The sequence below is a fragment of the Mesorhizobium sp. M0904 genome (assembly GCF_040319475.1).
Classification (GTDB): domain Bacteria; phylum Pseudomonadota; class Alphaproteobacteria; order Rhizobiales; family Rhizobiaceae; genus Mesorhizobium.
Genome location: NZ_JAMYOC010000001.1, coordinates 276,106 through 288,341, shown reverse-complemented (window position 1 = coordinate 288,341; position 12,236 = coordinate 276,106). Strand labels below are relative to the sequence as shown.

7 protein-coding genes are annotated in these 12,236 nt (G+C 62.8%); 6 read left to right on the top strand and 1 reads right to left on the bottom strand.

Translation table 11 applies throughout. The features are described 5' to 3' along the window. Positions 1 to 5 precede the first annotated feature (5 nt). From glgB to bglA, 6 genes are all read left to right on the top strand, one after another. Complete coding sequence (gene glgB, locus NKH80_RS01490) at positions 6 to 2,219, top strand: 1,4-alpha-glucan branching protein GlgB (RefSeq protein WP_352989168.1); 2,214 nt, start codon at positions 6 to 8, stop codon at positions 2,217 to 2,219. A 35-nt stretch (positions 2,220 to 2,254) separates the two neighbouring features. After that, positions 2,255 to 3,520 (top strand): glucose-1-phosphate adenylyltransferase, encoded by a 1,266-nt coding sequence (glgC, locus tag NKH80_RS01485; RefSeq protein WP_352687677.1) that lies wholly within the window; start codon positions 2,255 to 2,257, stop codon positions 3,518 to 3,520. 3 nt (positions 3,521 to 3,523) lie between these two features. Continuing rightward, positions 3,524 to 4,969, top strand: a complete 1,446-nt coding sequence (gene glgA, locus NKH80_RS01480) for a glycogen synthase GlgA (protein WP_352687675.1) — start codon at positions 3,524 to 3,526, stop codon at positions 4,967 to 4,969. Between the two features lie 3 nt (positions 4,970 to 4,972). Beyond that, entirely contained in the window at positions 4,973 to 6,601 is a 1,629-nt protein-coding gene (locus NKH80_RS01475) for an alpha-D-glucose phosphate-specific phosphoglucomutase (RefSeq protein ID WP_352989165.1), read from the top strand. Positions 6,602 to 6,826: 225 nt separating this feature from the next. After that, positions 6,827 to 8,833 (top strand): glycogen debranching protein GlgX, encoded by a 2,007-nt coding sequence (gene glgX / locus NKH80_RS01470; protein ID WP_352989162.1) that lies wholly within the window; start codon positions 6,827 to 6,829, stop codon positions 8,831 to 8,833. After that, the gene (bglA, locus tag NKH80_RS01465) at positions 8,823 to 10,451 is read left to right on the top strand and encodes a beta-galactosidase BglA (RefSeq protein WP_352687669.1); all 1,629 of its coding nucleotides are present in this window, start codon (positions 8,823 to 8,825) and stop codon (positions 10,449 to 10,451) included. Before glgX ends, bglA begins: the two co-directional genes overlap by 11 nt. 16 nt (positions 10,452 to 10,467) lie before the next feature. Here bglA and NKH80_RS01460 read toward each other — a convergent pair whose 3' ends face one another. After that, complete coding sequence (locus NKH80_RS01460) at positions 10,468 to 12,207, bottom strand: pilus assembly protein TadG-related protein (RefSeq protein WP_352989356.1); 1,740 nt, start codon at positions 12,205 to 12,207, stop codon at positions 10,468 to 10,470. Positions 12,208 to 12,236 lie beyond the last annotated feature (29 nt).

The window sequence follows — 12,236 nt, the reverse complement described above, 5'->3', positions numbered from 1 at the left end:
GCCCGATGAGCAAGCCGCGCGCGACCGTTGCGACAAGCGGGCCGGACGGACTGGCGCCAGCCGGCGATGTCGCGGCGATTGTCGCGGGCACGCATGGCGACCCGTTCGCGGTGCTCGGCGTGCATGAGGCGGGGAAGGGCTTTGTCGCCCGCTGCTTCGTCCCCCATGCCGAGTTCGTCACCGCCTACACGCTGACCGGCAAAAAGGCCGGCGAGCTGTCGAGACGCGACGATCGCGGCTTCTTCGAAGGCAAACTGTCGCTGCGCAAACGCCAGCCGCTGCGCTATCATGCAAGGAATTCCGGCGGTGACTGGTGGCTGACCGATCCATATTCCTTCGGCCCCGTGCTCGGTCCGCTAGACGATTACTATATCGCCGAAGGATCGCATCTCAGGCTGTTCGACAAGCTCGGCGCCCATCTCATCGACCATGAAGGTGCATCGGGCGTACATTTTGCGGTGTGGGCGCCCAATGCAAGGCGTGTCTCGGTGGTCGGCGACTTCAACGAGTGGGACGGCCGCAGGCATACCATGCGCGTCCGCCGCGACACCGGCATCTGGGAGCTATTCATTCCCGACATCGGCGCTGGCCGCCCGTATAAGTACGAAATCATCGGGCCAGATGGCGTGAGATTGCCGCTCAAAGCCGATCCGTTCGCCTTCAAGTCCGAACTGCGCCCGGCCACCGCCTCGGTGACGGCTTTGCCGCCGGCGCATGAATGGGGTGACGAGGCGCACCGGAACTACTGGCGCAATGCCGACCACAGGCGCGAAGCTGTATCGATCTACGAGCTCCATGCCGGGTCATGGCGGCTTCACGACGACGGCAGCTTTCTGTCGTGGGATGAGCTCGCCGACAGGCTGATCCCGTACGTGGTCGAGACCGGTTTTACCCACATCGAATTCATGCCGATCTCCGAACACCCTTATGACCCGTCCTGGGGCTACCAGACGACGGGTCTTTATGCGCCGAGCGCCCGCTTTGGCGATCCGGACGGTTTTGCCCGCTTCGTCGACGGCGCCCACCGTGCAGGCATCGGCGTCATCCTCGACTGGGTGCCGGCGCATTTCCCTGTTGACGAACACGGTCTGGCAAAGTTCGACGGTACCGCGCTCTACGAACATGCCGATCCGCGCAAGGGCTTCCATCCCGACTGGAACACAGCGATCTATAATTTTGGGCGCCGCGAAGTGATTTCGTTCCTGGTCAACAATGCGCTGTTCTGGGCCGAGAAATATCACGTCGACGGACTGCGCGTCGATGCGGTCGCCTCGATGCTTTATCTCGATTATTCGCGCAAGGCCGGCGAATGGATCCCCAACGAGAAGGGCGGGCGCGAAAACCTCGAGGCGGTCAGCTTCCTGCAGCGTATGAACAAGGAAGTCTACGGCCACCATCCGGGCGTGATGACCATCGCCGAGGAATCGACCTCGTGGCCGAAAGTTTCGCAGCCGGTGCATGAAGGCGGGCTGGGCTTCGGCTTCAAGTGGAACATGGGCTTCATGCACGACACTCTGGAGTATTTTTCCAAGGAGCCGATCTTCCGCAAGCATCACCACAACGACATCACCTTCGGCCTGGTCTACGCCTTCAGCGAGAATTTCGTGCTGCCGCTGTCCCATGACGAGGTGGTGCACGGCAAAGGCACGCTGCTCAACAAGATGGCCGGCGACGACTGGCAGAAATTCGCGACGCTGCGCGCCTATTACGCCTTCATGTGGGGTTATCCCGGCAAGAAGCTGTTGTTCATGGGCCAGGAGTTCGCGCAGCGCCGCGAGTGGAGCGAGGCGCGCGCGCTCGACTGGTACCTGCTCGATTTCCGGCTCCACCGCGGCGTCTGGCAGACGGTGCGCGACCTCAACTATCTCTACCGCTCGCGCCCGGCGCTGCATGCCCGCGACTGCGAGCCGGAGGGCTTTTCCTGGCTGATCGTCGACGACAGCGCGAACTCGGTCTTTGCCTGGCTGCGCAGCGCGCCAGGCGGCAACCCGGTCGCCGTCATTTCCAACTTCACGCCGGTGCCGCGCGACAATTACCGCGTGCCGTTGCCGCAGGCCGGAAAATGGCGCGAGATCATCAACACCGATGCCACGGATTATGGCGGTTCCGGCATGGGCAATAGCGGCGGCGTCGAGGCTCAGGCGGAAGGAGGAGGCATTTCGGCGACGATGCTTTTGCCGCCGCTGTCGACGATCATGCTCGAATTCGTCCCGGACTGAGCTATGTCTGGAGTATCTAACCTGGGAGGATAAGAATGGCTGAAATAAAACGAACACAGCCGCTGGCACGCGACGCCATGGCTTATGTGCTGGCCGGCGGCCGTGGCAGCCGGCTCAAGGAACTGACCGACCGCCGTGCCAAGCCGGCGGTCTATTTTGGCGGCAAGACCCGCATCATCGATTTCGCGCTCTCCAATGCGCTCAATTCCGGTATCCGCCGCCTCGGCGTCGCCACCCAATACAAGGCGCATTCGCTGATCCGCCATCTGCAGCGCGGTTGGAACTTCCTGCGGCCCGAGCGCAACGAGAGTTTCGACATCCTGCCGGCCAGCCAGCGTGTGTCGGAAACGCAATGGTACGAGGGCACCGCCGACGCCGTTTACCAGAACATCGACATCATCGAGGCCTATGGGCCGGAATACATGGTCATCCTGGCCGGCGACCATGTCTACAAGATGGACTACGAAATGATGCTGCGCCAACATGTCGAGGCCGGCGCCGACGTCACCGTCGGCTGCCTCGAAGTGCCACGCATGGAAGCTACCGGCTTCGGCGTCATGCATGTCGATCCCAAGGACACCATCATCTCCTTCATCGAAAAGCCAGCCGATCCGCCGGGCATTCCCGACAAACCGGATTTTGCGCTGGCCTCGATGGGAATCTATGTGTTCAAGACCAAGTTCCTGATGGAGCAGTTGCGTCGCGATGCGGCAGAGCCCGGCTCGAGCCGCGACTTCGGCAAGGACATCATCCCCTACATCGTCGAGCACGGAAAGGCGATCGCCCATCGCTTCGCCAAATCCTGCGTGCGCTCGACCGCCGAGAACGAGGCCTATTGGCGCGACGTCGGCACGGTCGACGCCTATTGGGAAGCCAATATCGACCTGACCGACATCACGCCGGAACTCGACCTTTACGACCGCGATTGGCCGATCTGGACTTATGCCGAGTTGAAGCCGCCGGCAAAGTTCGTGCATGACGAGGATGGCCGCCGCGGGTCGGCCGTGTCGTCTCTCGTGTCGGGCGATTGCATCGTTTCGGGCGCTTCGCTGAAGCGAAGCCTGATCTTCACCGGCGCGCGCATCAATTCTTATTCGATACTGGAGGAGGTCGTCATGCTGCCCGACGTCCATGTCGGCCGCAACGCCAGGCTGAAGCGCGTAGTCATCGATCACGGCGTCAGGATTCCGGAGGGGCTGGTGGTCGGCGAGGATCCCGTCCTCGACGCCAAGCGTTTCCGCGTTTCGGAAAAAGGCATCTGCCTGGTCACGCAGGACATGATCAACAGGCTGGGATCGTAGTGCATGCAGGTTCTGTCGGTGGCGCCCGAGATCTTTCCGCTGGTCAAGACCGGAGGGCTCGCCGACGTAACCGGCGCCTTGCCCATGGCATTGGCCGGCAAGGGCGTCACCATGCGCACGCTCGTCCCCGGCTACCCGCAGGTGATGGGCGCGTTCAAGAAAAAGAAGGCGGTTCAGCAATATCCGCTGCTGCAGGGCGGCAGGGCGTCGGTGCACGCCGTCCAGATCGCCGGCCTCGACCTGTTCGTGCTCGACGCGCCGCATCTTTTCGACCGCCCGGGCGGTCCATACGGCAACGCGACCGGCGCCGACTGGCCGGACAATTGGCGGCGATTCGCTGCCTTGAGCCAGGTAGGCGGCGACATCGCCGGGGGCTCCATCTCGGGCTACCTGCCCGATATCGTCCATGCCCATGACTGGCAGTCGGCAATGACGCTCGCCTACATGCGCTACGGCAAGGCGGTCGGCACGCCGTCGATGATCACCGTGCACAACCTCGCCTTCCAAGGCCAGTTCGGCGCCAGCATCTTTGGCGAGCTTGGCCTGCCGGCGGCGGCGATGGCGCTCGACGGCGTCGAATATTACGGCGGCGTCGGCTTCCTCAAGGCCGGCCTGCAGGCCGCCTGGGCGATCACCACGGTCAGCCCGACCTATGCGCAGGAAATCCGTTTGCCCGAATTCGGCATGGGCCTCGACGGCCTGATCAACATGCGCTCCGTCGATCTACATGGCATCGTCAACGGCATCGATACCGAGATATGGAACCCGGAAACCGACAAGCATCTGGTCTCCAACTACACGGCAAAGACGCTTAAGGCACGAATGCCCAACAAGGCCGCGGTCGAGGACCGTTTCAGCCTCGATCGCGATGACAGCCCGATCGTCTGCGTCGTCAGCCGGCTGACCTGGCAAAAGGGCATGGACATATTGGCTGCGGCCGTCGACGGCATCGTCGCGGCAGGTGCACGGCTGGCAATCCTTGGGTCTGGCGACGCTGGGCTGGAAGGCACGTTGCTTGCCGCCGCAGCCCGCCATCGTGGCCGCATCGGCGTCGTCGTCGGCTATGACGAGGGACTCTCCCACACCATGCAGGGCGGCTGCGACGCCATCATCATCCCGTCGCGCTTCGAACCTTGCGGGCTGACGCAGCTTTACGGCCTGCGCTATGGCTGCGTGCCGGTCGTCGCGCGCACCGGCGGCCTTGCCGACACGGTCATCGATGCCAACGAAGCCGCCATCTCTGCCGGCGTGGCGACCGGCTTCCAATTCGCGCCCGCCAATGCCGGCGCCTTGCTGCACGCCGTCCGCCGCCTTGTCGAGGCGCATGCCAATCCCGCGGTGTGGACGTCGATGCAGCGGCAAGGCATGAAGGCCGACGTTTCGTGGGACAAAAGCGCCGAAAAATATGTTCAACTCTATCGCTTGCTGCTTTCGAAAAGGGCTGCCTGACTGATGATCCGCACCGTCGCCACCAAACCCTATCCCGACCAGAAACCCGGCACCTCCGGGCTGCGCAAGAAAGTCCCGGTGTTCCAGCAGGAGCACTATGCCGAGAACTTCATCCAGTCGATCTTCGACGCGCTGGATGGATTCGATGGCAAAACCCTGGTGATCGGCGGCGACGGCCGCTTTTATAACCGCGAGGTCATCCAGAAGGCCATCGCCATGGCCGCGGCAAACGGCTTCGGTAAGGTGATGGTCGGGCAGGGCGGCATCTTGTCGACGCCGGCCGCTTCGCATGTAATCCGCAAATACAAGACCTTCGGCGGCATCATCCTGTCGGCCAGCCACAATCCGGGTGGCCCACATGAGGATTTCGGGATCAAGTACAATGCCGGCAACGGCGGCCCGGCGCCGGAAAAGCTGACCGACGCGATCTTCGAAAAAACCAAGGCGATTTCAAGCTTCAAGATCGCCGATATCGGGCCGGTCGACATCGACACGATCGGCACGGTCAAGGCGGCTGACATGACCGTCGAAATCATCGATCCGGTTGCCGACTATGCCGATCTGATGGAAAGCCTGTTCGACTTCAAGGCCTTGCGGGCGCTGTTCAAATCGGGCTTCCGCATGCGCTTCGACGCCATGCATGCGGTGACAGGCCCCTACGCCAAGGAGATCCTCGAAAACCGGCTCGGCGCGCCGAACGGCACCGCCCGCAATTTCATTCCGCTGCCGGATTTCGGCGGCCACCATCCCGATCCCAATCTGGTGCATGCAAAACACCTCTACGACGAGTTGATGGGCCCGAATGCGCCCGACTTTGGCGCTGCCTCTGATGGCGATGGCGACCGCAACCTGATCATCGGCAAGGGCATTTTCATCACCCCGTCGGATTCGTTGGCGATGCTCGCCGCCAACGCCCATCTGGCGCCGGGCTACAAGGCCGGGCTGAAAGGCATAGCCCGTTCGATGCCGACCAGCGGTGCTGCCGACCGTGTCGCCGAAAAGCTCGGCATCGGCATCTATGAAACGCCGACCGGCTGGAAGTTTTTCGGCAATCTGCTCGACGCCGGCATGGCGACGATCTGCGGCGAGGAGAGTGCGGGGACCGGCTCCAACCATGTACGCGAAAAGGACGGCCTGTGGGCCGTGCTTTTGTGGCTCAACATCCTTGCCGTGCGCGGTGAAAGCGCCAAGCAGATCGTTACCCAGCATTGGGCGGCCTATGGCCGTAACTATTATTCGCGCCACGATTACGAGGAGATCGAGACCGATCGTGCCAACGCGCTTGTCGACGAGCTGCGCGCCAAGCTCGGCTCGCTGCCTGGCACCAGCGTGCGCGGCATGACGATCGCCACCGCCGATGATTTCGCCTATCACGATCCGGTCGACGGCTCGGTCAGCAAGAACCAGGGCATCAGGGTGTTGTTCGAAGGTGGCTCACGCGTCGTCTTCCGCCTGTCCGGCACCGGCACCTCCGGCGCGACACTGCGGCTTTATGTCGAGCGCTACGAGCCGGACAACAGCCGCCACAATCTGGACACCCAGGAGGCACTTGCCGACCTGATTGCGGCGGCCGACGATATCGCCGGGATTCGCAGCCATACCGGCCGCGCCAAGCCGAGCGTGATTACGTGACTTTGGTTGACAGCCGGCCGTCTGAGTCGGCCTGCGTTGCGAGGCTCCCCCTTCTCCCCTTGTGGGAGAAGGTGGCCGAGCGAAGCTCGGTCGGATGAGGGGTGTTCCAGCTTGGCGCACACCTTTGCACAAATCGCCCATGCCTCGTTTCTTCCAGCACCCCTCATCCGTCTCGGCGCTGCGCGCCGATCCACCTTCTCCCACAAGGGGAGAAGGAGACGCCGTATGAGCCAACTCGGCGCAACCATCACCAAAGAAGGCATCCGCTTCGCCGCATGGTCCTCGTCGGCTCGGCGCATCTGGGTCTCGATCTTCGATCAGCGCGGCAACCGCGAAATCGACCGGCTGCAACTCCAGTCGGAAGGCGAGGGCGTTCACGCGCTTTTTGTTGCCGGTCTCGCCGCCGGCACCCGATACGGGTTCCGCGCCGATGGCGACTACGCGCCGGAGCAGGGCCTTTGGTTCGATCCCGACAAGCTGCTGGCCGATCCCTACGCCGTCGAGATCGACAGGCCTTATGTCTATGACGGCCGACTGGCCGCGCGCCGGGGCGAGGGGGCCAATACCGCGCCGCTGATGCCGAAGGCCGTTGCCGGCGCCTTGCCGGAACCCTTGCCCGCCTTGCCGCCGCTGTTTCGGCCCGGCGGCCTAATCTACGAAGTGCCGGTACGCGCCTTCACAAAGCTGCATAAGGACATCCCCGAGAAGCAGCGCGGCACCATTGCAGCTCTCGCTCACCCCCTTGTTGTAGAGCATCTGCAAAAACTCGGTGTTGCAGCCGTTGAGTTGATGCCGGTGACGGCATCGATCGACGAACGGCATTTGCCGCCGCTCGGGCTGCGCAACGCCTGGGGTTATAATCCCGTGACCTTCATGGCGCTCGATCCGCGACTGGCGCCCGGCGGTCTGGCCGAGTTGCGCGGAACGGTCGCTGCGCTGCGCGAGGCCGGCATCGGCACCATTCTCGACCTGGTGTTCAATCACACCGGCGAAAGCGACCGGCTCGGCCCGACATTGTCGCTGCGCGGCCTCGACAGCCGCGCCTACTACCGGCACGAGGCCAACGGCGCGCTGGTCAATGACACCGGAACCGGCAATACGGTGGCCTGCGACCGTCCGGTCGTCCGGGACATGGTCCTCGACACGCTTCGCCACTTTGTCCAGCGCGCCGGCGTCGACGGTTTCCGCTTCGACCTGGCGCCGATCCTCGGCCGCGGCGACGGCGTTTTCGACGCCGATGCGCCGCTGCTGAACGCCATTCGCAACGACCCTGTTCTTGGCGACCGGGTGCTGATCGCCGAACCTTGGGATGTCGGACCGGATGGCTATCAGCTCGGCAATTTTCCGCCGCCCTTCCTAGAATGGAACGACAGATACCGTGACGATATCCGCCGCTTCTGGCGCGGCGACGGCGGCATGATCGGTGCGCTGGCGACGCGGCTTGCCGGTTCGTCCGACGTCTTTTCCAAAGCAGGCCAGACAACGAGCCGAAGCCTCAATTTCATCGCTGCGCATGACGGCATGACGCTGGCCGATATCGTTGCCTACGAGCACAAGCACAACGAGGCCAATGGCGAACAGAACCGCGATGGTCACGATGACAACCTGTCCTGGAACAATAGCGTCGAGGGTCAGACGGACGACCAGTCAATCGTTACGGCCCGTTTCGATGACCAGTGCGCGCTGCTGGCGACGCTCTTTGCCTCGCGCGGCACGATCATGCTGACGGCCGGAGACGAGTTCGGCCGCACGCAGCGCGGCAACAACAACGCTTACGCGCAGGACAATGACATTACCTGGCTCGACTGGTCCGGGCGCGACCGGGCGCTGGAGCGGTACACGGCTCTGCTCGCCAAGATGCGTCGTGCCGCGCCGGCGCTTTCGGACACCAGCTTCCTGACCGGAGAACTGCCGGCCGGCTCGCAAATACCTGACGTCGTCTGGCTGACGGAAACCGGCGTGCCGCTGGATGAAGCAGCCTGGCACGATGCCAGGCGGCACCGGGTGGTCATGGTTCTCGGTAGCGGTGAGAACAGTCGCCTTGCGGTGGTCATCAACGGCGACCGCCGGGCCTGCGTGTTCACGCTGCCGGAACGGGCGGGTTTTCACTGGCGCCCAGCCATCGAAACGGACACTGGCGACATCTCACGGCCGGTGCCTGGGCGAACGGTCATGTTCATGATTGAACACTGGGCCGGGCAGGAGCGCGCAGGGGGAAGCTATGATGGCTGACAATGCCGAATGGTGGCGCGGCTGCGTCATCTACCAGATTTACCCGCGCTCCTTCCAGGACACGACAGGCGACGGCAGCGGCGATCTCAGCGGCATCACCTCGAGGCTGGCCCATGTCGCATCGCTCGGGGTCGACGCGGTCTGGCTGTCGCCTTTCTTCAAGTCACCAATGGCCGATATGGGTTACGACGTTTCGGATTACTGCGCCGTCGATCCGATGTTCGGCACATCAGAGGACTTCGACGCGCTGGTTGCCGAGGCACACCGGTTGGGCCTGAAGGTGATCATCGACCAGGTCCTGTCGCACTCATCGGATCGGCACGAATGGTTCGTCGAAAGCCGCACGAGCCGCGACAACCCCAAGGCCGACTGGTACGTCTGGGCCGATGCGAAGCCCGACGGCACCGCCCCCAATAATTGGCTGTCGCTCTTCGGCGGACCGGCCTGGGAATGGGATGCGACGCGCAGGCAATATTACCTGCACAATTTCCTCGCCTCGCAGCCGGACCTGAATTTCCACAACCCGCAGGTGCAGGACGCCTTGCTGGAAACGGTGCGGTTCTGGCTCGAGCGCGGCGTCGACGGTTTCCGGCTGGATACGGTCAACTATTACGTCCACGACCGCTGGCTGCGCAGCAACCCGCCTTTGGCGGAAAGCGTCGCCGGCTCCAATACGGCAACCAGCCCCTATCTCTATCAGGAGCATCTGTTCGACAAGAGCCAGCCGGAAAACCTTACTTTTCTCAAGCGCTTCCGGGCCTTGCTTGACGAGTATGAAGGCCGCGTCGCTGTCGGCGAGATTGGCGACGAAACTCGTTCCTTGCAGACACTCGCCGCCTATACCGGCGGTGGCGACAAGCTCCAAATGTCCTACACGTTCGATCTGCTCGGCCCGCAATTCTCGGCGTCGCATGTGCGTGGCTGTGTCGAGGCCTTCGAGAGTAAGGTGTTCGACGGCTGGGTTTGCTGGGCGTTCTCCAACCACGATGTCGTGCGCCACGTCAGTCGATGGACAAGGCCGGGCGGCGATCCGGACAGGGTGGCGAAATTCTCGATCGTGCTGCTTTCCTGCTTGCGCGGATCGATCTGCCTTTACCAGGGCGAAGAACTCGGGCTGGAGGAGGCCGAACTGGCGTTCGAGGATTTGCGCGATCCCTTCGGCATCCGCTTCTGGCCGGCAATCAAGGGGCGGGACGGGTGCCGAACGCCGATGGTCTGGGAGGCTGTCGCCGACAATGCCGGCTTTTCAACCGGCAAGCCGTGGCTTCCGGTCCCGGCAAGCCATCGCGCCCGGGCGGTCGACGTCCAGAATGGCGAGCAAACCTCCGTCCTGGCGAGCTACCGGGCGATGCTGGCCTTGCGCAAGCAGCATCCGGCGCTGGTTCGAGGCTCGATCCGGTTCCTCGATGCCGAAGGCGACGTCCTTGCTTTCATTCGCGAAGGCGGTGACGAAAAGCTGCTGTGTGTCTTCAATTTCGCCGACGAGCCGGCCGGCTGGCAATTGCCACCGGATCTGGAAGCGATTGAGCCGAGAGATCTTGGCGGTGCTGCCGGCGTCTTGCAGGAAAGAACTCTGTCGCTGCCGCCGCTGGGCTGCTTCTTCGGCCAGATCGGCTGAGCTCTATTTCATCATCTCATTGAACAAGCACGGAGCGCCCGCAAGTCGCGCCGACAACCCGCACATCGGCCTCGCCGACATGCACGCCGACCGCCGCAAGCACGTTGTAGACCAGTGCGTCGACCGGCGCCGTCACGCCGTTCAGAACCGTTACCACCGCCGGCTTAACCGTTCCGAGCAGGGCCGTCACGTCCAGCCCGAGGCCCAGTGCATTGACGGAGAGCGAGAGGCCACTGACCAGCGATGTCGTGAGTGATTGCGTCAGGTTTTTTGTGGCGACAGTTTTTATCGTCTTGTTGGCGATATCGGTGCTGTCGAAGGTCAATGTGGTCGGATCGTTGTTGGTGATGGCAAGTGATGAAGAACCCTTCACATCGAGCAGATTGAGGGTAAGCAGCAGAAGCTTCACGCTTACCTGGGCAATCGTGGTGTCGGAGAACGATTGCGGATTGCTGAAATCGGCGAAGGCCGATGGATTGTTGTCGGCGTCGCTGGCGGCAAGGTGCAGCGAGGCCACGCCTGGCTGCGCGGCGATCGAGACCTTGATGCTGTCCGGCCGGCCCGTCGGGCAGCTGATGTCAGTCAGCTTGGCTTCCGCATAGGCGACTTCGACATGCAGAGGCAGATTGACGGACAGCAGACTGATGCCGCCGCCGAGATTGGAATTGCCGATGCCGACTGTGGTGACCAGCTTGATTCGTGTCTGCGCGGTGCGCACCACGGTGCCTTTTTCACCTACGGCCAGCCAGGGTGAATATTGCAACGGTTCACCGATGGCGATGGCGAGCGTACTGGAGGTAAGTCCCGGAATAGTGGCGCCGAGATCGACCTGGACCTGGTTTGAGCCATTGGCCAGCGAGGCGGCGGCACCCAGCATGCCCATTGCGCTTGCGTCGACGGAAAAGCCGGGAGACTTTTGTCCGAGGCCGAGCTTACCGATCGGGCCAAGATCGATAAGATGACTGAGGGGTATCTTGACCGTGTTCGTGGCCCTTGACGCGATCGTCTGCAGCACAAGTTTGCTGGCGCTGCCCGACCCGGACGCATTGGCCATGGCGGTCGCGATCTGGCCTACCGTCGCTTTTGACGCCAGCACGTCGGAATAGCTGACACCTGTCAGTTGCAACTGCACGGCAAGGGCATCGACGAACGAAAGCACGTTGACGTCGGCCGAGATCAGCGCGTTGTAGTCCATGACGCTGAGCGAGATGTTGCCGCCCAGCAACTTGCTTAGAAGCGCGTTAAGGATGCCGCCATTGACGCTGAGGAGCCTTGACCCGACCGAGAACATCGCTTGCGGGGTCACGCTGGCAATGGCTTCGGTGCCGATAACCGGAGTAGGGATGAGCGAACTGGCGAAATACCGGGCGGGGATTTTGTGCAGGGTGACGCGAACGGCGTTGTACGGCGTTTTACCGGCTTCGAAGCGCTTGTCGACACCAACGGAGGAAGCCGCTGAGTATCGACCGCCGGTGACGGACACGACGGTTTTCCCAGCCGTGGGGACGATTGTCTGACCTGGCTTTTGAACAATGATGCCGGGCATTCGGTTGTCACTGAGCGTGGTTACTGCCGCGGCTTCCATATTGTTGATGTTCGACGCCGCGGTGATCGCCGCCAGATCCGTCATCGCCTGGGCTTCCCTGCGCTCCGTGTAGATCGAACCTTCGTCGACGGCGAAGGCCGCAAGCCCCAGGGCGAATGGCGCTATGAGCGCGGTCATGACGGCAAAGTTCGCCTTCTCGTCGCCAACCATCGAGCGAGCGATCCGGCCGATGCCCCTCA